The following is a 25,850-nucleotide window of genomic DNA, read 5'->3' as shown; positions in this document are numbered from 1 at the left end:
GCCCCTCACGGACGTACGATCAAGATATCTTCCCGCCGATTCGCCATCGGCAAGTCGTCGGCTTGCGGCATGATATAGGCGTCGAAGCCTGACATTCGCGCTCGCGCAACGACCGCAAGCACTACAGAGTCGTCGATATGCCCCGGTTCCATCACATTGAAGTCGACCTTCGGCACTTCGTCCGTTTGAGTGAACGCCTGGTGGAATCGAACACCAGTCTCACTTGCAAAGAAGCGCTTGCGCCGCGTGATGTTCGGAATGTCGCCGAGCAGCAGGCGCCCGCCCGGAGCGAGCAGCGACATCGAGCGGTCGACGAAATCCCACGCATTGCCTTCTGCAAACACATACTGGAATACTGAATAGACGACGATCGCATCGACCCGGCCCGTATACTCTTCGAATACCCTTGGGCACTGCGGATAATAGGCCGCTATCTTCTTGGCATGCGCAGCGTCCGGCAGTTGTGCCAGCATTTCTTCCGAATCGATCAAGACAAGTTCGTGCTCATGCTGTTCGCAATGGTCGATGAAAAGCCGCGCAAGATCACCACAACCAGGGCCGATGTCCACCACAATGCGCTTCGCGTCATTAAGTACGGGAAGCTTGGCGATAAGATCAGCCAAGATTGATCCTTCCTTGTTGGCCCGGTAACTCTCGGGAAAACCCACCTTCTCGTTGGCTGTCAGCGATTCGTCTCCTGCAAGGGCTCGAAAGTCGTCGAACCCGAGACGGGCAAAGCGAGCGTACTTATCCTTGTCTTCAGCCACAGAGGCACCTTTCGAAAGATCTATTCGCACACGCGACGAACTGCAGTCGAGTCGCTTGACTCGGCATCACCGGTGAACAAGTTCAGCAACTGCGAAACCATCACGGCCAAATGCATTGCCGTTGTAGAAACAATACGTCCGACCATCCACCTCGATAACAGCAGAATATTCGATCGCCTCCGAGTCAAACGAACCCGGCGTGACGTCGAGTCCGAGCGAGGCGTCCCTGCGCTCCCAGTTCAGACCGTCGGATGACCTAGCGTAGCCGAGCCGATAGGCCCCAACTGAGCGACGACGAATTGAATAGAAAAGTTCATGCAATCCGTCGGCATGACGCACCACCCAAGGGCGACCAAAGCCATGTTCGTCAGGGTTTGTGATGTCCATGCTGGATACGCCTTCGTCGCCCCACATCAAACCATCCTTCGATTCAAGGTACTTGAGTGTGTATACCGGCATGCTCTTTCCTTCGACTTCCGTCCATTCTGAGCCTGCGATGTACCACATCCGAAAAATCCCGCCGTCGAGTAACACATATGGCCCGCAGCGGAAATATAGTTCAGTTGGGGTTCGATCGAGGATCGGAGTCGTCTTGTACTTGCAGAACGCTTCACCGCCGTCTGTACTAATCGCCAAGCCGATAAAGAGGCGATACCGAACCTTTAGACACTGCTCGAAGCCGACATAATACATATAGTACGTGCCCCCACCGACATCGACGACGCTACACACCACCGCGCCGTTGTCGTCAAATGTGCCTGGTACACCGATGTCGATCAGCGGCTCTTGCGATACTTTCAGCACTCGCGTCGGATCGGATGGGTCAACGTCCACATATCCGGGTCGCCCAATGCCACGAGCATCGCAAAAAGATACGAATACTCGAATGGCACCAGACGCATGCCGAACGGGCGTTGGCAACGTCGCGGTCTGCACGGCCCAGTCACCGAGACCCGTGGGTGCATATACCAGACCGAGTTTTTTCCAATTCACCTGAAACTCCTCGCTAGCCGCGCTGTAATGACAAGACTCTCGCATTGCGGGCGAAAGGCGCCTCGGTTGCAAAATATCGAGAGCCGATTGGTCATTGCTGAACGGGGGTCTTCGTCGCTTTTATCTGCGCCAAGGCAGCGCGAAGCGCGGCATTCTCCTCAGCATAGCGCTGCATCAATGCGTTCGTCTGTGCGACATACGCAACCTCTAGCGCTTGGGACTGTATTTCTCGTGCTGTGCGCTCTTTCAATAACTCGCTTTCAAGAAGGTCGCGCCTGGAGAAAACGGGCGCAACCTCCGCTGCCGTGAGGTGATCGCGAAGTGCGTAGTGGACGTCATCCAGAAACTCCTGGAGGGGGTCGCCCACATGGGCGCGCATGGGCGGCGCAGGCTTGGTCGCAAACCCGGCGTCGATGCACTCCCTCAATACCGCGCCAGTGTGGTGGCGCTCATAATGGAGGCGCGCCGACTTGCCCTCTGCGGCCAAGTACTGACGCTGAAGTCTGGCAAGATAACCGAACAATTGGTCGGGATGCCGCCAAACGAAAGCTTGGGGGTACAGCATATCTTTGCCGCCCATGAATGGCGAGAGATAGCAATCGTGCGCGATGATCGGCACACCTGCCCCCATCGCCTCGATAAGGACGCGACCGCCGCCCAGCGGGAACGACGCGAGATAAAGATCAACTCGATAATCACAAAGCGTCTTCCAGACGCTACGCACCCAAGGAACATGTACGAAACGCTTGCGATTCACCTGCCGCGCATCGAGACCCGCATGAATATGAGCGATCGTTTCGTCTGACAGCGGGCCAATGTGAATATGAGTGCCGCGCGTTATCGAAAGGATATGCGGTAACACGTCCACATATTGATACTTGTAGTCGTGCTCGAACTTGTTGGGCGACCCGGAAGAGCACGTGCAGAGGCCACTTGTCGTTGTCGGATCCACTGGCAACGGAGCCCACCCTTGATCTTTTACCACCAGCGGCCAGTAGACGTTATTTTCGAGCCCGATCGATTCACGGCAATGATGAAACCCCATAGGATGAGGATCCACGTGCAACGTGTGCTGCAACGTAACGCCAAGACAAAGCTGGTGGTCCGCGTGGTGATAAAAGACCGTCTCATCGGCTACACCCGGCTGAGCAGCAGCGATCGCGACGGGATCATGGTGGTGATTGAACAGCATGAGCTGGCGCGGTCGCAGCGCGGCAAGCCGGGACAAGGTCCAACGCAACTTGTCCACGAGATTACCAGCAGGTGCGATCTCGCCACGCACCGCAGTTCCAAAACGATCCTTAACGATCGATAGATTCGCTGTGTGCAGAGCGTCAGTCATTAGTATGACCGTGTCGGGCCCAAATCGCCCCGTCGTCTGTACGAGATCCTCCATCACAGCCGTATGACCGCCCGCTCGGTACAGTTCTGTAGCAAGAATCACGCAGTCCACACGCCCCGCGTCCGTCGCTGCCTGGCTATCAGGAAGCTGCCGGGCAACTGCCAAACCAATGCGCTGGCACCATGCGTCGAGCACCGGATCAGCAAACACTTTGGCAACGGCGCGCCTATCGAGAATCACGGCCTGTACAAAGGCCTGAATCCGGGTAAGTGCGGCGTCGAGATCCCCACTTTCATGAAACGCTGCGATTTCTGACGCCAGAGCATCGACAGTAGGATAAAAGACCCTTGCTTGAACGAAGTCGGCCCGGCTCATTGTGGCGGCTCCATATAGCCTGCAGCGTTCCGGGGACGCGCCGGCTGCTTGATTGTCTGCCAGTACAGCGCGCAGCCCGCATCGAGCGACAGCAACGGTTGCCAGTCGAGTTCCCTTTGCGCCTTCGAAATATCCAGATAAATCTGTGCGACGTCGAAGTTCCGCTGAGGCAGATAGCGCACGTCGGCCTGCTGTCCAACATATCGCTGAACGATTTCGAGAATTTCGTTCACGCTGTGCCCAATTCCACTGCCGATATTGAAGGTGCCTGATCGATCACGAGCACCGGCGCGCAGCAATGCGGATACGACGTCGTTTACATGTATATAGTCGCGAACAACTGAACCGTCGCCCCATATCTCTATAAGACTTCCATCGGCGATCTTCTTGAAGAAAGTCGGGATGATTCCTTGCACGCCAATGTGATGCTGATGCGTACCGTAAGGGTTGGCTACCCGCAATACATTTGACGTTAGGCCGTACAGCTCGGCATGCATGTGCAGATAGTTCTCCACAGCCACCTTGACCACGCCGTACGAACATAGCGGCTGAAGCGGATGCGTTTCCGGTACCGGCAATATCGACGGGTTACCGTAAACGGTCCCGCCTGATGACACATACACGATCCGTCGGATACCCGCGTCCCGCATCATTTCCAAAAGCCGTAGCGTACCGATCAGATTGCCTTGTACATCTGCAATTGGATTTGCATTCGACGTGCTTGGCACAGTCGTACTAATGAGATGATAGACGAGGTCGACGCCGTCAAGTGCGTCGGCAAGTCCTTCACCACTGGCAAAATCGCCCGTCACGACCTCAATATTGGATGTTCGCGCCACGTCGTTTTGCGAATCGACAACGTCGACCAACGCGGGATCCAAACTCTGCCGCGCACGCCTATCAAAGACGCGCACTGGAATATCGCAGCGCACAAAAGCATCAACCAGGTGCGTTCCCAAAAACCCCTTTCCGCCAAGTACCAGTACGCGTTTGCCGTCGACATCCGCCGCAGTGAAATCGTTCATCGCCGAACGCCCTCCTTAGCGAGTAAGACCGGCAGCATAGGTCACCTTTCGACGATAGCCGGCGTGCTGGACGATACTGGGCAGCAAGCGTTCAAGAGCGTGCAGCATGGATCCGTCAATAGGAAGCGGCTCGGAGGGGTAATCTTCCCACTGCAGTCCCGACTCGAACAAAGCTTTGAGCGCGGCGGGTCGTGCCCAAAACATCGTACCGACCGGGAACGAAAAAAACTGCTCGGGAAGCCGGTCGAGTCCGAGCTTTTGAGCAAGTGGCTTGGCAAACGGCAAGTTCTTGTCCCAGCCGATCAAGTGGGGATCGTCTGCAAACACAAGGCCCAGTTTCGGGTCATTCGCAAACGCCGACACGATCGCCTCCGCCGCGCGGTGCTGGGTGCCCAACAGCGTCTCCATCAAATGATTGACCCAGTTGCGCACGAGGTTCGATTTGGGATCTACGTGGACGCTCTTCTTGGTATGGAAATGTCCTATGACATTGTACTGCAGCAACTCGCTGCCGAATTCAGTCACGAACGGTCCAATGTCCCGGCCACTGTTCGGGACAACGCGAATTGTCCGCGTCCCCGCTCTATAGCTGAACAGCAGGTTTTCGCACTCGGCCCCAATTACCGCTGACGGAACGCTAATGAATAGATCGGCCTCCAGTTCATTGGCAGAGAGCCTCCGCACGATGTCCGCTAGCAAGTCTGGGTAGAACGCATGAATATGCACGGCGATCCGCCCCGCGCTGCCACTCGCCGGTTGCGGCAACGACACGTCGAGAAGTTCTTCCTGCCATGCTCCAGAGGGCCTCCCAGCCGCAATGTAGTGAGCGAACGGTTCAGCCCGCGTCTGGCTCAGGGCATGGCACTCCGTATATTTGTTAGGGTAAAACCCCGGTGCGGGCTTACGCAGATAAATACCGGCTTGCGAGGCCTTGACGTACTGTTGAATTGCCTCTTCCCGACTCGTCAGCGATCCAGACGGCAGGTAAAACCATTCTGCAAAATCTTTTCCGCTCAGTAATGTTTGAATGTCTGCACGTTCTTGTTCAACAAGGCGCCGACCCGGTTTCGCCAAATCGATCAACTTCGCGACATAGCGAGACATGTCGAAACGGTCTGCCGCGAGTGCCGTCATTCGCTGCGACAATAGTCGTCTGTCAGTTGGCGAGTTGTAGAGCGCAATGATGCGCCGTGCTGCCTCCTGAACATCGAGAAAGGGCAGCACGCATTGTTCGAGTTGTGGATCGCCCTTGAAATTCTCCGCGACGCCCGTCGCGTTCTCGAACGACAGAACCGGTAAGCCCGCGGTGATTGCATCGAGTGCAATATTGGGCAACGGATCGAGTCGGGAAGGAACAAAGCAGACTTCAGCAAAGCGATACAGCGCTTCGAGGTCCGGAGTTTCTCCGACAAATTCGATTCGATCGGCGAGTCCGGACTGTTCGACTTGCGTCGTGACGAACTCGGCGTATTGCTTGTACCCTTCTACGACGCCCCCTACCCAGACCATCAAAATGTCGGCATCTGGTGCATAGCGCTCGATCTCTGCCGCGGTCGCTACAAACAGGTCGACGCCCTTGCGGTATTCAATGGTGCCGGCGCCGAGCACAATGAAAGGCTTGTTTGTACGGCCACGCAAAATCTTATTCTGAAGCGCCTTGACGCGTGGTTCCTGATCGGTGACGCCCTTGGTTTCGTCTGGCCTGGTGTCCCTAGTGTCACCTGGAATCTGCGATTTCCCTTGCGGCACCACATGTGCGTACCCTTTAGCCGGATGAGTGCGCTCGATATCAGCGCTGTCCAGCACTATCTTCGCGGAAAATACAACTTGGCAAGCCCATGCTAAGGTGTCGACAAGTTCATCCGGCGAACAATGGAATTTGTAGAACTCGTGAACCAGTAGAGTCGACGGCACGTATCGTTCGGCCAAGGGTTGCAGAACCGAACGAGAAGCAATGCTGTTGACCACAGCAAACTCGAAATCATAGCGGTCGCACAACTCGCCAATCACGCCCGACAACGCCATCGGATCACGATCTGCTGGCGTATAGGGTCCGGCTACCGCGTCGCAAACTTCGTCAAAGTTGTTCAGCAGCGGCCCTTTACCGAGAAGAAGCGCAACAACCTCGTAATGCTCGCGCAGTTCTCGGCAAATGTTCCAGGCCAGAATCGGCGCACCGGTGCGCGTCGCCTCGTGACTGACGACGAGGACCGCGCCGCGCCTAGCACCGTCGGACGTGTTATTCGACGCTTCTGGCCCAACGTCATGGATGAATGAGGCGGTCGCAAGCGTTGCACTGCCGGTCTGGCGCAGCACGAGCTTGGGCGGCCGTCCCGAGCGCCCTTCAGGTCGCCCAAACATTGCGTAGTGCTGGTATGGGTCGATACCCGCGTTTGCCACATCGGCATAGCGCCGCAAATAATACTTTTCGTCGAATTCTTCGGCGACAGATGTCACTTGCGCTCTTGTCGGAACTACCGTGCCATTCAGAGCATGTCGCTTGAACCTTGCCGCCAATCGCCGCCCGACCCGCAGGGGGCGCGTAATTCTCCAGGACCACGAACGAACAACGCTTTGAAACTGCGCATCGCTATGCGCGAGCGCACTACGTAACGTGCTTAGCTCGCCTTCCATTTTCTGCTTGGCAAACTGAACCCCGCTGAGCGCACTACGTAACGAGCTTAGCTCGCCTTCCATTTTCTGCTTGGCAAACTGAACCCCGCCGTCATGTGCCTCGATCAGTTGCTTCGCGTGGCGCTCCCCGATCTGGCGCAGCGCCGCTTCCTGTGCGCCGGCACGAACCTCAAGCGCATCCGCATGTTTGCGCCACTCCTGAAGCTCCAGCCGAAGATGACTCACCTCTTCAGTTCGGACACGATTTTGACTTTGCAAATCGGCAATTTGCTGCCGTGTGGCCGAGGCTTCTTCTTGCGCCGATTGCAGTTCAGCGCCAAGCCGCTCGATACGTTGCTCTTCCTGTCGATCCGCGAACGTACCCACGGCAAGCGCGGGCAGTTCCGCATGATCCGACGCGATCGCGACAAGGTAACGAGGCGCAATGGCGCTCGCGCTTTGTACAATCGTGCCTACGGTATCGTCCACAACGAAGTTGGCAATTCGATCAGCGCTGCTAACTCGGTCCTCTATCGCAAAAAACGTCGATGCATGACGAACACGCTGACCATACAGCCGGTACGATCGAAACCACCTGCCAAGCAGTGCTTCGAACTCGTCCCGGTAGAGTTCCGCAACATGGTAAGGATTGCGATAATTCGGAGCGTCGGAGTATTCATGTTTGTCCGGCGACGAGATGATCAGCATGCCCCCCGGCCGCAACACGCGCTTGATTTCCGCCAGCATGGCTTCATGCTCATCGTGGTGCTCGATCGTCTCGAAGCTGACGACGAGATCGACGCTTGCGTCCTGGAGCGGCAATGCAGAGCAAGCTCCCGCGGCGAACCTCAGATTGGGCGCCGCGCAGTACTTGCGCGACGCGAACCCGATTGCGTCCTCGTCGATATCGACACCAACCACCGACTTCGCAACGTCGGCTAGTAGACTCGAACCGTAGCCCTCCCCTGATGCCACGTCGAGCACATCAAGTCCGCGTGCCAGCACGGCCGCGATGTGATAGCGATGTTGATGCTCCAAGGCAATCTCACCGGGCATCAATTCCGGAAGAAAACGTTCGCCCGTCGGGGGCAACTGTGCTGTCATCGTGATATCTCGAAACGCGCCGGACAACGCCAGGCGCAAACCATCTTGTGGCACCTGCTGGCCTGTGCCAACATCTCATTAGACTACGGTCTAGACTACGGTCATTGGCACCCCGGACGATCGCTCGATCGCCTTGATGGTGCCGTGTTCGAGCGTGAGCTTCACGTTGCAAAGATCGCTGATGATCTGTGGGTTGTGAGATGCCAGAACCATGATGCTGGCGCGACCGACAAACGACTGCATTCGCTCTTCCGCCTTCGCGACAAACGAGGCATCACCAACGCTGAGCCATTCGTCCATTAACAAAATGTCAGCCTCGACGCTTGTCACGATGGAAAATGCGAGGCGCAGCACCATACCGCTCGAATAGGTCCGCACGGGCATGTGCAGGTATTCGCCGAGTTCCGAAAATTCCGCGATGGACGGCGTCAGTTCGCGCATCTGCGCCTTCGAAGCGCCGAGCATGAGACCGCGCAGCATGATGTTGTCGTATCCGCTTGCTTCGTGGTCGAGTCCGAGCGTCACATCGAGCAGGCTCGTGATGCGCCCTTCACTGCGCAGCGCGCCGAACGTCGGTTCATAGATACCGGCCAGCAACCTCAAGAGGGTCGTCTTGCCGGCGCCATTGTGGCCGACGAGGCCGACACGATCGCCTGGACGGATATCGAGAGTAATGTCGCGTAGCGCTTCAACCACGGTGATGTTGCGGCTACCCGCGGCAATGCGGCCGCCCGTGGCAGCGGACAGCACCATCTGCTTGAGCGAGCGGTTGCCCGTACCGTAGACGGGCAGATGCAGCGTGCACTTGTCAAGAGTGAGAAAGGCCATCGTTCAGATCCAAAACGCGATGCGGGAGCGAAAGCGCACGAAGAGCGGTGCCGCAATCAGGTACAGGACGACGGTAATCCCGATCGCACCCAGATAAATATTCTGCGAAGGAATCGTGCCGTAGATCGGACCACGCACGATTTCCATGAATACTGCCAGCGGATTGAACGAGGCCAGATAGGCGCGCTCCCCCAATGCTTCAGGTTTCCAGATAATCGGCGTCAGAAAAAATGCGAGCTGCACAATGCTGCCGACAATCGGCTGCATATCACGAAAACGCGTGCAAAAAATGCCGAGAATGATGGACGCGGGGAACGCGGCGAGCAGGACCAGAAGCGCCCCGGGGATGGCCATCAGCCACGTCCATTTCGGCGCAATGCCCAAGAACAGCATGATCGGCACATATGCGAGGATGTTATGGCCAAACATGACGAAGTTGCGCCACATTGCGCGCATCACGTGAAGTGTTAAGGGCAACCGCACGGATCGCACGACTGTCTCGACAGCGCTGAAACATGCGCACCCATCAAGGATCAGCGAAGAAAGCAGCCCCCACGTGATAATCCCAAGCGCCAGATATGGCACAAACGTATGTAAATCGATCTTGAACAACGCGCCATACAATGGACCCATACCGGCGATTGTCACGAGCATCGTCAACGTAATCCAGAACGGGCCAAGGACCGAGCGCTTGTAGCGTTGACGGATGTCTTGCCACGCGAACGTCGCCCAGACGGGATAATTTGTTACACCTTCGATGACGTCTCGAGCTGCTTTCGCGGCTCTGCTTTCGCCGCGAGGGCTTGAAACGCTAGCTTGCATAAGACAATCCTGTGTGACCGGTGATGCCGGGAGCGTCGGAAAATGTGGGAAAATATTCTTTTTTACGCGAAGCGCCGAAGCCGAAATCGCAAAACCGCCCGGGACGGAGAATCGGGCCGAAATCGGCGTCACTATTGTACCGGCTTCACGGACGTCCTCCAACGGCACGGGTAAGTTGCGCCGACGACGGCGCAGGTCGCCGAACAACGGGCATCACGGTCTTCGCCGTCTTCCCACAACACGAGATTGACGATTTGGACCAATCTAGACCGGATCCGAAGGACGCGCTCGACAGCGCGCAACGCCGCATTGCCGCTCTCGAATGCCAACTGGCAGATGCCCGCAAGCAATCAGCCCAGATTGAAGCGTTGAAACGCCAGAACGCAAAACTGCAACTCGATATTCAGGCACTGAAAGCGTCAAGCTCCTGGCGGATCACTGCGCCGCTGAGATCCGCAAGTGCGCACGCAGGCCGCTTCACCCACTTGCTGCGCGCCGCGCTCCATACCCTCCGCCGTCAGTCGGAAGTTCGAGGCGGCGTTCTGAGCGCGCTGCGATACTACTGCGCGTTGATTCGCCGCGAAGGTTTGCGCGGCGTTACGGGGCGGCTGAGCCGTCTCAATCAGGGTGGCGGCTTTGCCGATGCGCCGCCGTCCAACCGGCGCTATCAGGCCTGGATCGACCGCTATGACACACTCGACGATGCGAAGCGCGCCGAGCTACGTTCGCGCGTAGAAGCGCTGCCAAAAAAGCCGCTGATCTCGGTGCTGGTCCCAACCTACAACAGCGACGAGAAACTGCTGCGCGAGATGATCGCATCGGTACGAGCTCAACTCTATCCACACTGGCAGCTTTGCGTTGCGGACGATGCGTCTCCCGACCCGCGCGTGGCGCAGGTCCTGACCGAGGCAGCAGCTGCGGACCCACGGATCCGCTTCGTGGTGCGCAAGCAGAATGGCCACATTTCCGCGGCTAGCAACAGCGCGCTCGAACTTGCAGACGGGGAGTATGTCGCGCTTCTCGATCACGACGACATCCTGCCCGAGCACGCCCTCTTCATGGTCGCGAGCTACATCAACCATCATCCCGAGGGACGCCTGTTCTACAGCGACGAGGACAAGCTGACGCTCGAAGGTCAGCGCACTGCCCCCTACTTCAAGCCGGATTGGAACCCGCACCTGATTCTCGCCCAAAACTTCTTCTCTCATCTTGGCGTCTATGAGACGGCGTTGCTGCGTGAGGCGGGCGGCTTCCGCAGGGGGTTCGAAGGCAGCCAGGATCATGATCTTATCTTGCGATGTCTCGAGATCGCGGGACACGACTGCGTAGTCCATATTCCTCACATCCTTTACCACTGGCGCATCTTGCCTGGCAGCACGGCGCAGAGCGGGAGCGAGAAACCTTACGCGCACACTGCGCGCGTGCGTGCAGTCGAGGAACATCTGGCGCGTAGCGGAATCGCTGCCTCGGTGGAAGAACCGTTCGGCGATGCAGGCCAGATCCGGGTGCGGTATGCCGTGCCGGACGACGTGCCTCGTGTGTCCATCATCATTCCGACCCGCGATCGAGTCGAACTGCTTAAGCAGTGCATCACGAGCGTCAAACAGAAAACAAGCTATACGAACTACGAAATCATCGTTGTCGATAACGGAAGCACGGAAAAGCAGACGCTAGACTATTTCTCGCAGATCGCGGGTACTGATGTCCGCATTATTCGCGACGATTCGCCTTTCAATTTTTCCGCACTCAATAATCGTGCGGCCGCTGACGCAACGGGGGAATTCCTCTGTCTGCTGAACAACGACATCGAAGTCATCTCTCCTGACTGGCTCGACGAGCTGGTCGGTCTCGCGGCACAGCCCGGCACGGGTGCCGTCGGCGCGCGGCTATGGTATCCGAACGAAACGCTTCAGCACGGCGGCGTCTTGTTCGGCCTTGGCGGCGTCGCGGGACACCTGCACCATGGACTGCACCGCTGGCAGCAGGGCTACTTTGGACGTGCCGTTGTCACGCAAAATCTGTCGGCAGTGACGGCTGCATGCCTCGTCGTTCGCAAATCCATCTACGAGGAGGTCGACGGGCTCGACGAGGAACTCGCCGTGGCATTCAACGACGTCGATTTCTGCGCGAAGGTGCTCAAGGCGGGATATCGCAATGTGTGGACCCCTCATGCGGAGCTCTACCACCACGAATCGGCATCGCGTGGGTCGGACATGGATCCCGACAAGTATCAGCGGTTCGTCCGCGAAGTGCGCTGGATGGAGACGCGTTGGCCCGACCTGATTGCGCACGATCCAGCGTACAGCCCCAATCTGACGCTCGATACGTCGATGGCTCCCTTTTCACTCGCCGATCCGCCCCGCGTCGGACAATTTGATTAGGCATCGGTCGGGGCGCGGTGTCGGTGCATCGCATGGACACCGCGCAACGGCATTGCTATAGGCGCCCCATGCGCCTCGTGAGTGCATGGTAAATGCCCTTGATCGCCATCTTCAGATGCGAGCCGCCACTTGCCGGCAACAGCGCGTAGATCAGCAAACGACCTGGCAGCTTCACCAGTTCGGTCGTCTTCCATGTTAGCGGCATATCGGGGCGAAGCATCAGCGCGATCGCATTGCGAAATAGGTAGTAATGACGGACCGCGCTGTGCATCGGGTAGTTCCGGCCGAGCACCTTGACGGGTGGCCCACCCAACTGATGTGACAGCGTCAACCACGGCACCCCGAGTATTCTGAAACCCTTGTTGCGAGCCCGGACACACCATTCGAGATCGACGAAATCGATAAAGAGGGAATCGTCCATGGGTCCGACTTCGTGCCAGCAGCCCAGATTGATGCAGGAGCCCGAGGTAATCAGGAAATCGACGTCAATGAGCCTGTCGCCCACAGGCGCAACTCGTTCAAGCTTGAAATAGCGAAAGCGTACGAACGGGGCGACGCCACCTAGTCGAGCGTCGTCGTACGCTGGCCCGATAAGCGCGACACGGCGGTCGGAGCCTGTCCGCGCCATCAGGGCCGGCAGCCCCTTCAGCAGGGTATCAGATGGCTCGCTGTCCTGATCGAACAACAGCGCACACGTCATGCCTTGTGCCAGAAGCTGCTCGATCCCCTGGTTCAGCGCTGTTGCAATGCCGAGGTTGGAGCCGTTAGGCACGTAATGGATCGCGGGCGTCAAGCCGAGTGATTCCGCCGTTACTGTCTTTTCAGTATTATCGATGACAATGACTGAATACAGTCGAGAGAGCCGGTTAGCGCGTTTGACACACTCCTGATCCGGCCTGTAGAAGACAACCACGCACCCCGTTTGCGATGCGACGGAAGTGTCGCTCAACGCGCCTCCATGCACAGCCGCAACGCGTCTTCCCAGCGAGGCGCACGCAGCCCGAATACTTGCGCGAGCTTGTCGTTGGACATTCGCGAGTTTGCAGGCCGCGTTGCTGGCGTCGGGTAGTCAGAAGCGGGGATAGGAAGCAAGCGCGGCGGGTTCTCGAGACGGGCCTGATCGAAGATTGCGGATGCAAACCCGTGCCATGAAGTTGAGTCGCCAGCCGTCAAATGATAAACGCCCGTTCGCCCGTGCCACCAATCCGCCGAATCATCCAAAGCGATCGACTGCGCAACGATATGCGCCGTTAGCGTCGCAATCGTGTTGCTCCATGTCGGCGCGCCAAACTGGTCAGCGACGATTTTAAGCTCCGGCCTTTCCGCTCCCAGCCGCAGCATGGTCAGCAGAAAGTTCTTGCCGCGCATTCCATAGACCCAACTCGTGCGGAGAATCAGATGCGCACAGCCTGATGCCTGGATAGCCTGCTCACCCGCAAGCTTGCTCTTGCCGTACTCGTTCTGGGGATTGGTCGCGTCCGTTTCGACGTACGCACTATCCTTCGTGCCATCAAACACATAGTCAGTCGAATAATGAACAAGCGCCGCGCCCAGTCTTTTCGCCTCTTCCGCAAGCACGCCCGGTGCCTCGGCGTTTATGCGCATCGCCAGTTCTGCTTCGCTTTCCGCCTTGTCGACCGCCGTGTAAGCCGCGGGATTCACAATCAGCGTGGGACGTGTATCGCGCACGACCGAGCGAATCTGATCGAGATTCGACAGATCGAGCACCGAACGGTCGACCGCGACCACCCGCGCCAAGCCCTGCAACGTGCGCGCGAGTTCATAACCGACCTGGCCGCTTACACCCGTTATGAGTATGGTGCGCTCAACGGCACGCGGATTCATAACCATCTCCGTTACGCAAAAATTTCAGCTTCGGACAAACGCTTACCCGCCGCATCCTTAGCCGCGAGCACCGGTTCGAAATCGATCGGCCATTCGATGCCGATATCGCGATCATTCCAGACGATGCTGCGCTCGTGCGCCTGGTACCAGTAATCGGTGGTCTTATAAAGAAACTGCGCTGCTTCCGACAGCACCACGAAACCATGCGCAAATCCAGGCGGCACCCACAACTGCCGGTGATTTTCAGCCGACAAGTTCACGCCAACCCACTTACCGAAGTTCGGCGAGCTCTTGCGAATATCGACGGCCACATCGAATACTTCACCTTCAACGACACGCACGAGCTTGCCCTGCGCATGTTCGATCTGATAGTGCAAGCCACGCAGCACGCCCTTGACGGAGCGCGAATGGTTGTCCTGCACGAACTCGATACCCGGCTCGACAGATTCGGCGAATTCACGTGCGTTGAAGCTCTCATAGAAGAACCCGCGTGCGTCGCCGAACACCTTCGGCTCGACAATCTTGACTTCGGGAAGTGCAGTTGCGGTTACGCTGATGGCCATGCGACTCGGTCCGTAAGAATGTTTTGCAGATATTGCCCATACGCGTTCTTTGACAGCGGCTTTGCGAGCGCGATCAGTTGATCGCCGTCGATCCACTTGCGCCGGTAAGCGATTTCCTCCGGACACGCGACAACCAATCCCTGCCGCTTCTGCAGCGTCGCGATGAACGTCGCCGCCTCGATCAGCGAATCGTGCGTACCGGTGTCGAGCCACGCATACCCGCGCCCCATGATCTCGACGTCGAGCTTCTTCTGCTCGAGGTAGCGCGAATTGACGTCCGTGATTTCCAGTTCGCCGCGCGCGGAAGGCTTGATATCGGCGGCGATATCACAGACTTTGTTGTCGTAAAAGTACAGTCCCGTGACCGCGTAATTCGAACGAGGCTTTGCAGGCTTTTCTTCGATCGACAGCGCCCGGAATTCCCTGTCGAATTCGACCACGCCATAGCGCTCGGGATCGTGCACGTGGTACGCAAACACCGTGGCTCCATCGGTGCGCGCGTTCGCACGCTCCAGCTGTTTCGCAAGATCGTGACCGTAGAAGATGTTGTCGCCCAGAATCAGCGCCGACGGATCGTTGCCCACGAATTCACGGCCGATGATGAACGCCTGAGCGAGACCGTCCGGTGACGGCTGCACCGCGTACTGGATATTCATGCCCCACTGGCTGCCGTCACCGAGCATCGCCTCAAAGCGCGGCGTGTCTTGCGGCGTCGAGATGATCAGCACGTCGCGAATGCCCGCGACCATCAGCGTCGACAGCGGGTAATAGATCATCGGCTTGTCGTACACGGGAAGCAGTTGCTTCGACACGACATGGGTAATCGGATACAGCCGCGTGCCCGATCCGCCCGCGAGAATGATGCCTTTGCGTGCCATCGTGCCACCCTTACGCGCGTTGCGCGTAGTTGGTTTCGACCCACTTGCGGTACTCGCCCGAAGCGACTTCGTCGACCCATTCCTGGTTATCGAGATACCACTGGACGGTCTTCGCGAGCCCCGTCTCGAACGTTTCAGCCGGCTTCCAGCCGAGCTCCCGCTCGAGCTTGCGCGCATCGATCGCATAGCGGCGATCGTGGCCCGGACGGTCCGTCACATAGGTGATCTGATCGCGATACGAGCCCTGCGCCTTCGGACGCTTCTGGTCGAGCAGGTCGCACAGCGTATGGACGACTTCGAGGTTCTTCTTCTCGTTCCAGCCGCCGATGTTATACGTCTCGCCCGGCACGCCGCGCGCGAGCACTTCGCGGATCGCGCTGCAGTGATCGCCAACGTACAACCAGTCGCGCACATTCTGACCGTCGCCGTAGACGGGCAGCGGCTTGCCGCCGAGCGCGTTGGCGATCATCAGCGGAATCAGTTTTTCGGGGAACTGGTACGGGCCGTAGTTGTTCGAGCAGTTCGTCGTCAGTACAGGCAGGCCATACGTGTGGTGATAGGCGCGGACGAGATGGTCGGAACCAGCCTTGGTCGCCGAATAAGGGCTGTTCGGCGCATAGGGAGTGGTTTCGGAAAACTGCGGGTCAGTTGCGGACAGCGAACCGAAAACTTCGTCCGTCGACACATGCAGGAAGCGGAAAGCCGACTTGTCCGCATCGTTCAGTGCGCTCCAGTACGCGCGGGCGGCTTCGAGCAGCGTGAACGTGCCGACGACGTTGGTCTGCACGAAGTCCGCCGGCCCGTGGATCGAGCGGTCGACATGGCTCTCGGCTGCAAAATGCAGCACCGCGCGCGGCTTGTACTCGGCGAAGAGTGCGTCGAGCGTCGCGCGGTCGCAGATGTCGGCGCGCACGAACACATGACGGGGATTGTCCCGCTGCGATTTCAGGGTGCCCAGATTACCGGCATAAGTGAGCTTGTCCAGATTGAGGACTGGCTCGTCGGAGGCGTTCAACCATTCAAGCACGAAATTGGCGCCGATAAAGCCGGCACCGCCCGTTACCAGGATCATGGGATTCCTTCTAGAAATTTTCTCGACCGAGTGGCCGGCTAGCCGCCGCTGTGAAAACCCGGCAGCCTTTACCCGAGTGGCCCGAACTCCGGCAAAGTTGACCGACCCCGCGAAGCGCGCGGTTTGTAACCGGCAATTATAAAGGTGTCAATGAGAAACACCAGTGCGCTAACAAACTGAGACGTTTTGTAAGTCAGGTCAGAGCAAGCATCCAGTCGATGGTGTCTTCGAGCCCGATGGCGGGCATCTCCGGCACCACGCGGTTCAGCCGTTCCGCCGAACCCACCAGCACCTTGACCTCGTTTTGACGGACGAACGCTGGATTGACGCGGACTTCGAGATCGTGCCCCGTCGCTTCCCGCACGATGTCGACGATGTCCGTCAACGTGCGCGGCGTGCCGCTGCAAACGTTGAGCGTTTCGCCCGCAACAGGCGATTCCAGCAGCGCCCGATAGGCGGTCGATACCATCCGCACGTCGGAAAAATCGCGCGCGACGTCGAGATTTCCCAGCTCTATAAAGGGCCGCCGCCGGACGAAATGGGAAACGATTTTGGGAACCAGGAAACGCTCCGATTGCCCGCGCCCCGTGTAATTGAAGGGCCGCGTGACAACGATGGGCAGGCGATCGAACCATGTCCGCACCAGATGCTCCATCGCCAGCTTGCTCGCCGCGTAATGGTTGACGGGCGCGGGCGCGGTCGCTTCGTCGACGACGCCCTCCGCGTTGCCATACACGTTCGCGCTGCTCGCGATCAGGATCTTGCGCGGCTCGTGGCCGACGTCGACGCACGCCTGCAGCAGGTTCGTCGTGCCGATCACGTTCACGTTGTACAGATCCAACGGGTCGTCGTGCGCGACGAAGCTGATCGCCGCCAAATGCACGATGAATGCGGGCTTGAGTTCGCCGATCAGGCGTCGGCAGTCGGGCAGCGATGTGATGTCGAGTTTGCGCTCGCCGGGCTCCGGTGCGCCCGCCGTCGTGCCGATGACCTCGTAGCCCGCATCGGCCAGTTCCTCACGAACGTAAGCACCAGTGAAACCGCTCGCCCCCGTAAGAAGCACGCGATGGATGACTGGCTCAGACGGATGCCGCAAACCCTTCCTCCCATGCTCTGAGATGCTCGCCGTGCAGACAGCCGGACGATTATATCGGACGAATAAATCGACCCACTTCATTCCCAAGGCGCTTAAAAGCGAGTTTGGCGGCCAGAAAATCCTCAAAAATTCAGGAAAAGTCAAAAAATATTTCCGCGCTCGTCCCCGTCGGCGGGATGCCGGGGCATTGGGGCGCAAGCGCGCTCAACGACGGCGTCACGAGCGCGCTATCATGTCGCGTTGTGCAGCACAGGTCGGCGGCAGCGTACCGGTTCACCTATCGAGCAGGCATCCATCGCGTCACGACACTGCCGCCGCGCGTCCTTTGGAACCACCCATTCTCCCGATGACCGTTTCCACCAGCTCCCCTCCCGTCGCTTTCGGCGATCTGCAGGGCTGCCGCACCCAGTTCCAGCAACTTCTGACCAAGGCCGCGCCCCCCGCCGATGCGCAGCTGTGGTTCGCGGGCGACCTGATCAATCGGGGCCGCGAATCGCTCGCCACGCTGCGCGACATCATCGCGCTCGGCGATCGGGCGGTTCCCGTGCTGGGCAATCACGACCTGCATCTGCTGTCGGTGTCGGCGGGCATCCGCAAATCGAAGAAAGGCGACACGATCGACGAAATCCTTGCCGCGCCCGACGCCGAAGATCTGCTGCACTGGATTCGCCACCGCCCGCTCGCGCACTACGAGAACGGCATGCTGCTCGTGCATGCGGGCGTGCTGCCGCAATGGGACGTCGATCTGACGCTGGAACTCGCCGACGAACTGCAACGCGCGCTGCGCGCGCCGGGCTGGAAAGAGACGCTCGCGGGCCTGTACGGCAACGAGCCGAACCAATGGAAACCGAGCCTAAAAGGCATCGACCGCCTGCGTCTGACCTGCACCGCGCTCACACGCATGCGCTTCTGCAATGCCGACGGCGCGATGGATTTTTCGTCGAGCGGCGGCATCGACTCGGCGCCGAAAGGCTTCATGCCGTGGTTCGACGTGCCGGGGCGCAAGACGGAAAACATCACAATCGTCTGCGGACACTGGGCCGCGCTCGGACTGATGATCCGTGACAACCTGATCGGACTCGATTCGGGCTGCGTGTGGGGCGCACAGCTGACCGCCGTCCGACTGGCGCAGTCGCCCGCCGAGCGCACGGTCGCGCAGGTGGAATGCGATGGCTGCCGCGCCGACGCCGGTTGATCGGCGCGTGGTTGGTACCTGATTGGTACCTGATCGGCGCGTGATCGGAGCCCCGATCGTTACGCGTGGCGCGTCAGATCGACGTCCGAACCGCCGTCCAACGGTTCTGTCGTGCTGGTCGCACTGGCGTCGATGAACGCCTGCGTCCGGTCGGCGATCCGTCCGGAGCGGCGCGCCTCCGGGTCTTGCAACACGACGAGCGCCGCTTGCACGGAAGCCTGCGCCTCGCCCGCCAGCAACCGCCGGTCGTCACCCGGCGCGAGCGGCGCGCCGACATACACATGCGCGCTCAGCGGGCCGCCGCGCAACAACGCATCGAGCGATTCGCCAAGCGACATCTCGCCGATATACGCAGGCGCCGTCGATTGCCGGCCTTGCGCATCTTCATACATCAGGCAGAGCGGCTGCACGGGGCGCGACGCCGATACGGGCGCCTGAAACATGTTCGCGTGAAACGGCAGCAGCTGAGTGCCGTCGGACGTCGTGCCTTCCGGAAACACGCACATCAGCTCGCCCGCGTTCAGCCGGTTGGCGAGTTCGTGCATGATGCGCTTCGCGTCGCTGCGCTTCTCGCGCTGAATGAACACCGTGCCCAGTTGCTGCGCGCACCAGCCGACGATCGGCCACTTGCGTATCTCCGCCTTCGACACGAACGGCGTCGGCCTCCACGCGTTGATCACGTAGATGTCGATCCACGAAATGTGATTCGCGACGACCAGCACGCCTTCATCGAGCCGCACGCCATCGTTGTGCACGACGAGACGCATGCCGCACAACTGCAGCATGCGCAGCGACCAGGCGCGATTCATTTCCAGACGCTGCTGCGCAGTCGCACGAGGAAAACGCGTCCAGACGGTCCACATGCCGCACAGCAGATGCACGACCAGCCGAACCTTGCGAAATGCGAGCTTCATGGTTGGAGTCTTCCGCTTACCTTCCGATTCATTTGAGCTTCTTTGCCGCGTTTCTGCCGATGTCCGGCTTTTTTCAGCGCTGCTCGAACGCAACCTGCCCGCCGACAACCGTTGCACGCACGCGCGCAGGTAGCTCGTAGCCGAGAAACGGCGTGTTGTGCCCCTGGCTCTTAAGCGCGCGAGGCTCGACGCGCCAATGCGCGCCGCGGTCGAACACGCACAGGTCGGCGGTTGCGCCCACGTCGATGCGGCCAGCGGGCAGCTTCAGCACGTCGGCGGGCGCGGCCGTGACGCGGTTCAGCGCCTTCGCGAGCGGAATGCGCGCCTCGTCCGCCCACTTGACCGTCAGCGACAGGAGCAGCTCGAGCCCTGTCGCGCCCGGCGTCGCCTCGGCGAACGGCAGCAGCTTTTCGTCGTCGTCGACGGGCGTGTGGTCCGAACAGATCGCGTCGATCGTGCCGTCGAGCAGGCCCGCGCGAATCGCCTCGCGGTCGCGTTGCGAGCGCAGCGGCGGATCGAGCCGGAATTGCGAATCGAAATAGCCAATGTCGATGTCGATCAGATGCACGTGATTGATCGTGACGTCGCAGGTGACGGGCAAGCCTTCTGCCTTCGCCGCGCGCACGAGCGCGACGCCCGCGCCCGACGACACGTGCGACAGATGCACGCGTGCGCCCGTCACGCGGACGAGTTCGCAAATCGTATGCAGCGCGATCGTTTCCGCCGATACGGGCACGCCCGACAGACCGAGGCGCGACGCGAGCGGTCCGCTTGCCGCGACGCCGCCCTTCGCGAGATACGCATCCTGCGGACGCAGCCACACGGTATAGCCGTACGTGTTCGCGTACTGCAGCGCGCGCAGCAGTATCTGCGTATCGACGATTGGCGTATCGGCCTGCGAGAAGCCGACGCAGCCCGCTTCCGTCAGCTCGACCATCTCGGTGATCACCTGCCCCTTGAGGCCGACCGTCAGCGCGCCCAGCGGATACACATGCGCGCGGTTCAGATTGCGCGCGCGGAACTTGAGCATCTCGACGAGGCCCGGCTCGTCGAGCACGGGATCGGTGTCGGGCGGACACACGAGGGTCGTCACGCCGCCCGCGAGCGCCGCGGCCATTTCCGATTCGAGCGTCGCCTTGTGCTCGTAGCCGGGCTCGCGCAGCCGTGCGGACAAATCGACGAAACCGGGCGCCACATACAGGCCCTTCGCGTCGATCGTCTTTGCCGCGTTGAAATCGGCAGGCGCGCTGCCGAGCGCGACGATCCTGCCCGCCGCGATGAATACGTCCTGTTGCCGCTCGGTGCCCGCGACCGGATCGATCAGCGCGCCGCCTTGAATATGGATCTTCATGCCCTGCCTTTTTACCTGCCTGTGCCTGATGTGGTTGTGTGAACCGCCTGCGGATCAGTCGTTGTTGCCCGCGACGATGCCCATCACAGCCATGCGCACCGCGATGCCGAACGTCACCTGATTGAGGATCACCGATTGCGGCCCGTCCGCGACCTGCGAATCGATTTCGACGCCGCGGTTCATCGGGCCCGGGTGCATCACGATCGCATCGGGCTTCGCGAGCGCGAGACGCTCGGGCGTCAGCCCCCAGCTCTTGAAGTATTCCTGCGCCGACGGCAGCAGCGCGCCGCTCATCCGCTCGTTCTGCAGACGCAGCATGATGATCACGTCGACGTCTTTCAGCCCTTCGTCGAGGTTGTGGAACACGCGCACGCCCATCTGCTCGAGACCGCCCGGCAACAGCGTGCGCGGGCCGATCGCGCGCACTTCCGGCACGCCGAGCGTGGTCAGCGCGTGAATGTCGGAGCGCGCGACGCGCGAATGCAGAATGTCGCCGACGATCGCCACGCGCAGATTCGTGAAGTCGCGCTTGTAATGGCGGATCGTGTACATGTCGAGCAGACCTTGCGTCGGATGCGCGTGCCTGCCGTCGCCAGCGTTGATCACGTGCACGTGCGGCGCGCAGTGCTCGGCGATCAGATACGGAGCGCCGCTCGACGCATGGCGCACGACGAACATGTCGGCATGCATCGCCGACAGGTTGTTGATCGTGTCGAGCAGCGACTCGCCCTTGCTCGTCGACGAAGCGTTGATGTTCAGATTGATCACGTCCGCCGACAGCCGCTTCGCGGCGATCTCGAACGTGGTGCGCGTGCGCGTCGAGTTTTCGAAGAACAGGTTGAACACCGACTTGCCGCGCAACAACGGCACCTTCTTCACTTCGCGGTCGGTCACGCTGACGAACTGCTCGGCAGTATCGAGAATGTGACTGACAATCGCGCGCGGCAGGCCTTCGATCGTCAGCAGATGCTTCAGCTCGCCGTTCTTCGTGAGCTGCGGATTGCCCTTCAGGAAACCGTAGCGAAAACGGTCCGCTGGCGCGGCGGCGTTGTCGGTGGAACCTTGGGAAACCGGGTTAGGCGTATTCATGGTCTTCCTGAATCAGACTTGGGACTGCAGGTGATGCCTGGCGGTGATACTTTGCCGTGCCGCTTTTCGGATGATGCTGCGAGACATGAATCGTTTCCGAACCGGACGCGTGTTGCTCGCATGCGATATGCGTGTTGTGCGCCACACTTTCGATGCCCTGCTGCGAATGTTGCCGTCCTACTTGCGTGAGTGCGTTCAATCCGCGCGCGGCTCGGTGTGAAACGTGAAGCGTTCGCCATCGCGCGCGAGCACGAGCGTTGCATTGGCCGGCACTTCGACCGTGCCGCCGACGAAGCGCGCGGCGACCGGCAACTCGCGGCCGCCACGGTCCGCGAGCACGGCAAGTTCGACGGATGCGGGGCGCCCGTAGTCGTAGAGTTCGTTCAATGCGGCACGCACGGTGCGGCCCGTGTACAGCACATCGTCGACGAGCACGATGCGGCGGTTGTCGACCTCGAACGGCAACGACGTCGGGCTCGCCTGCGTGTGCAGACCTTTCTTCGCGTAGTCGTCGCGATGCAGCGCGACGTTGACGACGCCGAACGTCGCGACGTTCAGGTCTTTGGCGAGCCGCTCGGCGAGCCACGCGCCCCCGCTGTAGATGCCGGCGAGCACCGCGCCGTCAGGACCACCGAGCGTGTCGCCGTATGCGGCGCGAATCTGTTCGAGCACGGCGCGATAAAGCGCCTCGGCGTCAATGGAACTCATGATCGTCGGAAAGTCCGTCCAGATATTGCTGAAGAATGATGCACGCGGCTTCGGCGTCGAGCATGCCGGCCTGTCTCGACCCGCTGCGGATGCCCGCCTCTGCTTCGACGGACGAATAGCGCTCGTCGACCCACGAGACGGGGAGATTGAAGCGCCCGTTCAGCTGATTGCCGAAGCGTTTGGCAAGCTGCGTTCGCTCATGTGCAGTGCCGTCGGGATGCATCGGCAGCCCGACGACGAGCGCATCAGGCTTCCATTCGTCGATCAGTTTGCCGACGGCTTCGAAACGGTATTCGCGATTGCGGTTTGGCAGAACGACGAGGGGCCGAGCGCTGCGCGTCAGTGAATTGCCGACGGCGACGCCGATGCGTTTTTCGCCATAGTCGAACGCAAGCAGCGTCGCTTCACGTCCGGCTATATCGCTCATGCGTGGCCCGCTTCGCCGGAGAGCATCGACGACGAAATGCCGAGAAGTGCGAGCGCAGCTTCGAAGCGGTCTTCAGCTGGCACGTCGAAAACGATCTTCGGGTCGGCCTGAACGGTGAGCCAGCCGTTCTTCGAAATTTCCTCTTCGAGTTGGCCCGCGCCCCAACCGGCATGACCGAGCGTCAGCAGGAAGCGCTGCGGGCCCTTGCCAGTCGCGACGGCTTCCAGCACGTCTTTCGACGTGGTCATTTCCAGCCCGCCCGGCACCTGCATCGACGACGTATACGTGCTTTCCGTTGCGTCATGCAGCACGAAGCCGCGTTCGGTTTGCACCGGGCCGCCAAAGTACACAGGGACATGCAGCAGAGGTTCGATTTCGAGCTTGAGATCGATGCGACTGAAGAGCGCCTGCAGGTCGATGTCGGTTGGCCTGTTGATGACGAGGCCAAGTGCGCCACGTTCGGTGTGATCGCAAAGGTAGACCACCGTTCCTGAAAACGTGGGGTCCGCCATGTTCGGCATGGCGATCAGGAACTGGTTGGTCAGATTGATGCGATCGTTACTCTTGGGCATAGGTCGAATTTTAGCAAAGACGGTGCGCAACTGCGGGCCTCTGGCCCCATACACGGAGGCCTGCCGGATCGTACCGCGCGCCACGCTTGCAGCCTGTGCGCAACCTGTGTGCATCGGTGCGCGGCCGGCAAAAACCGCAGTTCATGAAACTGCACTCTATCACGCGCTTCGCCCTTGCCGGGCAAGAGGAAACGTGCGCTATCGAACGGCGGATGGCATAGGACAATTGACCGTCCCGTTTCAACCCGCGCGAGCCCTTGACCCGCTACGCGCCGCCTGTTCGATCGCGTGCGTGAGCGCCGCGAGAGCGGTCGTCGCGGACTGCGGCGCGACACCGGCCGCCACCTTGTGCAACATCGCGCGCAGTGCCTCGGCGGCGGCTTCGAGCGAAGGCGCGCCGGGCGCATCGACGACGACGTGTGCGCGAACCGCGGGCGTCGACACGCCGGCGTGCGCGCGACGACGCCACGCAAGCCCGAGCGCATCGGCAAGCAGCGCCACCTGGCCCAGTCCGAGCGCAGACGCCGCCGCGCCCAACCGGTACGCGGCATCGCCCGCCTGCAGCGCGGCGCTGGGGTCGGCCTTCTGTGGATTGTCCGCGGCACGCGCATGGTCGGTCAGCGCAACGATCGCGCCATCGGCCGTCTGCAGGAAGTCCTCGTAGGCGTTGGCATTGACTGTCAGCACGCCCAGCTCGCGCGTCATCGCGACGTGCGCAGCCCATGCCTCGGCCTGGTGCGCGCCCGCCTCCCACAACGCCTCAGATGCCTGCGTGCCCGCGATATGCCAGTCCACCGTCAGGCCATAGTCGCGCAGCAGTTCGACATGTTCGGTGTCTTCGGCCGCCGCGCCGAAAAGCGCGTAGTCGCGCCACAGAAGCGCGAGCGTTGCGCGCACGAGCGAGCGCGGCGCGAGGGGAATGCCGTGCGCCTCGTCCGCGAGCGCCAGATTGCAGCGCGCATAGAAACGCCGCGTTTCGGCGTCTTCGATGGACAGGCCGCGTGTACGCAGCGCGCGGGCGCACGCGGACGCGAGACGCCAGAAGTCGTACGGGTCAGGGCCCGCCAATTCCGTGAGACATGCATCGAGATCGCCGAGCGCGGCGTTGACGGCACCCGCCACCGCGGCGCTTGTGCCGACATTGCCCTTCGAGCGCAGCACGGGCAGCAGCGCCCGCTCATAGCGTGCCCGCGCATGCGCGAGACGTGCGGCAGACTGCGAGCGCAGCGCGACGGGCGGAATCGGCCGACCGGCCAGCGCGACGTCTTCGAATGTCACGCTGTAACCGGGCGTGTGCTGCGCGATATGCGTGCTGAGTGCCTGGTAGTGCGAGAACAACAAGGGCGAGCAGTTCAGCTCGCGCAGATTGCGCCGCTCCAGTGCCGCGTGAAACGCCTGCAACGCCGCGCCGAACGTGGCGCGCGCGGGTGCCTCGTCGGCGAGACCGCTGACGGCCATCGGCGACACCAGCAGGAGTGCGTCGGTGAAACGTTGCGCGGCCACCCAACCCGCCTCGCGCAGCGCGCGCACTGCGACGAGCAGTTGCGCGGTCATGTCGCGGCGCTCGTCGAAGGCGTCGAGGGCGTCGGCAATGGCCTGTTCCGCCGGACGGACGGCGCCGCCGCGGGGGTTCGGTAAAGCGTCGAGCGTATCGGGCGATGCGGATCGAGGAGTCATGAGCAGGCTGCAGGAACGCCGGCATGTCAGGCGGACACCGGCATGGCGCCGCCGAACTGCCGCAGTGGCGAAAGTGAAGCAACCGCAGGGCCATCGGACGTCGGGTCGGAACCGGCGCCGCGTCTTTTGACGACCTGAAGACGCGATACGACCGGCTTCGGCAACGGCTACGTGAGACGAAAAGCGCGCCCGTCGCACACGTCGGCGATCGTC

At 60.4% G+C, this 25,850-nt stretch carries 22 protein-coding genes; 2 read left to right on the top strand and 20 right to left on the bottom strand.

Annotation, left to right across the window (positions count from 1 at the left end):
* Positions 1 to 5: 5 nt before the first annotated feature.
* From BMW76_RS29275 to BMW76_RS29245, 7 genes are all read right to left on the bottom strand, one after another.
* A complete protein-coding gene (locus BMW76_RS29275) occupies positions 6 to 767 on the bottom strand; it encodes a class I SAM-dependent methyltransferase (protein ID WP_090871609.1) in 762 nt (253 codons plus the stop codon).
* A gap of 66 nt (positions 768 to 833) precedes the next feature.
* Complete coding sequence (locus BMW76_RS29270; RefSeq protein WP_177200530.1) at positions 834 to 1,760, bottom strand: glycoside hydrolase family protein; 927 nt, start codon at positions 1,758 to 1,760, stop codon at positions 834 to 836.
* Positions 1,761 to 1,851: 91 nt separating this feature from the next.
* On the bottom strand, positions 1,852 to 3,477 hold the full coding sequence (locus BMW76_RS29265; RefSeq protein ID WP_090871607.1) for a glycosyltransferase family protein: 1,626 nt from the start codon (positions 3,475 to 3,477) through the stop codon (positions 1,852 to 1,854).
* A complete protein-coding gene (locus BMW76_RS29260; RefSeq protein ID WP_090871605.1) occupies positions 3,474 to 4,502 on the bottom strand; it encodes an NAD-dependent epimerase/dehydratase family protein in 1,029 nt (342 codons plus the stop codon). The genes BMW76_RS29265 and BMW76_RS29260 overlap by 4 nt, the downstream gene beginning before the upstream one ends.
* Positions 4,503 to 4,517: 15 nt before the next feature.
* Positions 4,518 to 8,219, bottom strand: coding sequence for a rhamnan synthesis F family protein (locus tag BMW76_RS29255; protein WP_090871603.1), 3,702 nt, complete (start codon positions 8,217 to 8,219; stop codon positions 4,518 to 4,520).
* A gap of 90 nt (positions 8,220 to 8,309) precedes the next feature.
* A complete protein-coding gene (locus BMW76_RS29250; RefSeq protein ID WP_322789312.1) occupies positions 8,310 to 8,972 on the bottom strand; it encodes an ABC transporter ATP-binding protein in 663 nt (220 codons plus the stop codon).
* A gap of 78 nt (positions 8,973 to 9,050) precedes the next feature.
* Positions 9,051 to 10,076 (bottom strand): ABC transporter permease, encoded by a 1,026-nt coding sequence (locus BMW76_RS29245; protein WP_245763422.1) that lies wholly within the window; start codon positions 10,074 to 10,076, stop codon positions 9,051 to 9,053.
* A 278-nt stretch (positions 10,077 to 10,354) separates the two neighbouring features.
* Between BMW76_RS29245 and BMW76_RS29240 the strand changes: the two genes are divergently transcribed.
* Positions 10,355 to 12,250 carry a glycosyltransferase family 2 protein gene (locus BMW76_RS29240; protein WP_245763427.1) on the top strand — a complete coding sequence of 632 codons (1,896 nt, stop codon included), beginning with the start codon at positions 10,355 to 10,357 and terminating at the stop codon, positions 12,248 to 12,250.
* Positions 12,251 to 12,305: 55 nt separating this feature from the next.
* Here the strand turns inward: BMW76_RS29240 and BMW76_RS29235 are convergent, their stop codons facing one another.
* The 6 genes from BMW76_RS29235 to BMW76_RS29210 all read right to left on the bottom strand — a co-directional run bounded on the left by BMW76_RS29235 (position 12,306) and on the right by BMW76_RS29210 (position 17,704).
* Positions 12,306 to 13,214, bottom strand: coding sequence for a glycosyltransferase family 2 protein (locus BMW76_RS29235; protein ID WP_090871597.1), 909 nt, complete (start codon positions 13,212 to 13,214; stop codon positions 12,306 to 12,308).
* The gene (gene rfbD / locus BMW76_RS29230; RefSeq protein ID WP_090871595.1) at positions 13,196 to 14,095 is read right to left on the bottom strand and encodes a dTDP-4-dehydrorhamnose reductase; all 900 of its coding nucleotides are present in this window, start codon (positions 14,093 to 14,095) and stop codon (positions 13,196 to 13,198) included. The genes BMW76_RS29235 and rfbD overlap by 19 nt, the downstream gene beginning before the upstream one ends.
* A gap of 11 nt (positions 14,096 to 14,106) precedes the next feature.
* Positions 14,107 to 14,658: a dTDP-4-dehydrorhamnose 3,5-epimerase gene (rfbC, locus tag BMW76_RS29225; RefSeq protein ID WP_090871593.1), complete on the bottom strand. Its 552-nt coding sequence runs from the start codon at positions 14,656 to 14,658 to the stop codon at positions 14,107 to 14,109.
* Positions 14,643 to 15,536: a glucose-1-phosphate thymidylyltransferase RfbA gene (gene rfbA, locus BMW76_RS29220; RefSeq protein WP_090871591.1), complete on the bottom strand. Its 894-nt coding sequence runs from the start codon at positions 15,534 to 15,536 to the stop codon at positions 14,643 to 14,645. The genes rfbC and rfbA overlap by 16 nt, the downstream gene beginning before the upstream one ends.
* 10 nt (positions 15,537 to 15,546) lie before the next feature.
* Entirely contained in the window at positions 15,547 to 16,608 is a 1,062-nt protein-coding gene (gene rfbB / locus BMW76_RS29215; protein WP_090871589.1) for a dTDP-glucose 4,6-dehydratase, read from the bottom strand.
* A 193-nt stretch (positions 16,609 to 16,801) separates the two neighbouring features.
* Positions 16,802 to 17,704, bottom strand: coding sequence for an NAD-dependent epimerase/dehydratase family protein (locus BMW76_RS29210; RefSeq protein WP_090871587.1), 903 nt, complete (start codon positions 17,702 to 17,704; stop codon positions 16,802 to 16,804).
* A gap of 346 nt (positions 17,705 to 18,050) precedes the next feature.
* Between BMW76_RS29210 and BMW76_RS29205 the strand changes: the two genes are divergently transcribed.
* Positions 18,051 to 18,899: a symmetrical bis(5'-nucleosyl)-tetraphosphatase gene (locus BMW76_RS29205; RefSeq protein ID WP_090871585.1), complete on the top strand. Its 849-nt coding sequence runs from the start codon at positions 18,051 to 18,053 to the stop codon at positions 18,897 to 18,899.
* 59 nt (positions 18,900 to 18,958) lie between these two features.
* Here the strand turns inward: BMW76_RS29205 and BMW76_RS29200 are convergent, their stop codons facing one another.
* From BMW76_RS29200 to BMW76_RS29165, 7 genes are all read right to left on the bottom strand, one after another.
* Positions 18,959 to 19,813, bottom strand: coding sequence for a lysophospholipid acyltransferase family protein (locus tag BMW76_RS29200; RefSeq protein ID WP_090871583.1), 855 nt, complete (start codon positions 19,811 to 19,813; stop codon positions 18,959 to 18,961).
* Positions 19,814 to 19,886: 73 nt separating this feature from the next.
* Positions 19,887 to 21,164 (bottom strand): dihydroorotase, encoded by a 1,278-nt coding sequence (locus BMW76_RS29195; RefSeq protein WP_090871581.1) that lies wholly within the window; start codon positions 21,162 to 21,164, stop codon positions 19,887 to 19,889.
* Between the two features lie 54 nt (positions 21,165 to 21,218).
* The gene (locus tag BMW76_RS29190; RefSeq protein WP_090871579.1) at positions 21,219 to 22,253 is read right to left on the bottom strand and encodes an aspartate carbamoyltransferase catalytic subunit; all 1,035 of its coding nucleotides are present in this window, start codon (positions 22,251 to 22,253) and stop codon (positions 21,219 to 21,221) included.
* Between the two features lie 195 nt (positions 22,254 to 22,448).
* Complete coding sequence (gene pyrR, locus BMW76_RS29180) at positions 22,449 to 22,961, bottom strand: bifunctional pyr operon transcriptional regulator/uracil phosphoribosyltransferase PyrR (RefSeq protein ID WP_090871575.1); 513 nt, start codon at positions 22,959 to 22,961, stop codon at positions 22,449 to 22,451.
* Positions 22,948 to 23,388 (bottom strand): Holliday junction resolvase RuvX, encoded by a 441-nt coding sequence (gene ruvX / locus BMW76_RS29175; RefSeq protein ID WP_090871573.1) that lies wholly within the window; start codon positions 23,386 to 23,388, stop codon positions 22,948 to 22,950. The genes pyrR and ruvX overlap by 14 nt, the downstream gene beginning before the upstream one ends.
* Positions 23,385 to 23,960, bottom strand: coding sequence for a YqgE/AlgH family protein (locus BMW76_RS29170; RefSeq protein WP_090871571.1), 576 nt, complete (start codon positions 23,958 to 23,960; stop codon positions 23,385 to 23,387). Before BMW76_RS29170 ends, ruvX begins: the two co-directional genes overlap by 4 nt.
* A gap of 240 nt (positions 23,961 to 24,200) precedes the next feature.
* Positions 24,201 to 25,637, bottom strand: coding sequence for a hypothetical protein (locus BMW76_RS29165; RefSeq protein ID WP_090871569.1), 1,437 nt, complete (start codon positions 25,635 to 25,637; stop codon positions 24,201 to 24,203).
* Positions 25,638 to 25,850: the final 213 nt, after the last annotated feature.

It is taken from the genome of Paraburkholderia diazotrophica (genome assembly GCF_900108945.1).
GTDB lineage: Bacteria > Pseudomonadota > Gammaproteobacteria > Burkholderiales > Burkholderiaceae > Paraburkholderia > Paraburkholderia diazotrophica.
Note: the sequence above shows the minus strand (reverse complement) of the source record. Positions and strands in the feature narration are given on the sequence as shown.

Excerpts from the sequence above, each read along its gene's own strand:
- BMW76_RS29165 (WP_090871569.1), bottom strand. The coding sequence starts at position 25,637 with ATGACTCCTCGATCCGCATCGCCCGATACGCTCGACGCTTTACCGAAC.
- rfbC (WP_090871593.1), bottom strand. The coding sequence starts at position 14,658 with ATGGCCATCAGCGTAACCGCAACTGCACTTCCCGAAGTCAAGATTGTC.
- BMW76_RS29260 (WP_090871605.1), bottom strand. The coding sequence starts at position 4,502 with ATGAACGATTTCACTGCGGCGGATGTCGACGGCAAACGCGTACTGGTA.
- BMW76_RS29205 (WP_090871585.1), top strand. The coding sequence starts at position 18,051 with ATGACCGTTTCCACCAGCTCCCCTCCCGTCGCTTTCGGCGATCTGCAG.
- BMW76_RS29255 (WP_090871603.1), bottom strand. The coding sequence starts at position 8,219 with ATGACAGCACAGTTGCCCCCGACGGGCGAACGTTTTCTTCCGGAATTG.
- BMW76_RS29200 (WP_090871583.1), bottom strand. The coding sequence starts at position 19,813 with ATGAAGCTCGCATTTCGCAAGGTTCGGCTGGTCGTGCATCTGCTGTGC.
- BMW76_RS29195 (WP_090871581.1), bottom strand. The coding sequence starts at position 21,164 with ATGAAGATCCATATTCAAGGCGGCGCGCTGATCGATCCGGTCGCGGGC.
- BMW76_RS29250 (WP_322789312.1), bottom strand. The coding sequence starts at position 8,972 with ATGGTGCTGTCCGCTGCCACGGGCGGCCGCATTGCCGCGGGTAGCCGC.
- BMW76_RS29190 (WP_090871579.1), bottom strand. The coding sequence starts at position 22,253 with ATGAATACGCCTAACCCGGTTTCCCAAGGTTCCACCGACAACGCCGCC.
- rfbD (WP_090871595.1), bottom strand. The coding sequence starts at position 14,095 with ATGAATCCGCGTGCCGTTGAGCGCACCATACTCATAACGGGTGTAAGC.
- BMW76_RS29265 (WP_090871607.1), bottom strand. The coding sequence starts at position 3,477 with ATGAGCCGGGCCGACTTCGTTCAAGCAAGGGTCTTTTATCCTACTGTC.
- ruvX (WP_090871573.1), bottom strand. The coding sequence starts at position 23,388 with ATGAGCGATATAGCCGGACGTGAAGCGACGCTGCTTGCGTTCGACTAT.
- rfbB (WP_090871589.1), bottom strand. The coding sequence starts at position 16,608 with ATGATCCTGGTAACGGGCGGTGCCGGCTTTATCGGCGCCAATTTCGTG.
- BMW76_RS29170 (WP_090871571.1), bottom strand. The coding sequence starts at position 23,960 with ATGCCCAAGAGTAACGATCGCATCAATCTGACCAACCAGTTCCTGATC.
- rfbA (WP_090871591.1), bottom strand. The coding sequence starts at position 15,536 with ATGGCACGCAAAGGCATCATTCTCGCGGGCGGATCGGGCACGCGGCTG.
- pyrR (WP_090871575.1), bottom strand. The coding sequence starts at position 22,961 with ATGAGTTCCATTGACGCCGAGGCGCTTTATCGCGCCGTGCTCGAACAG.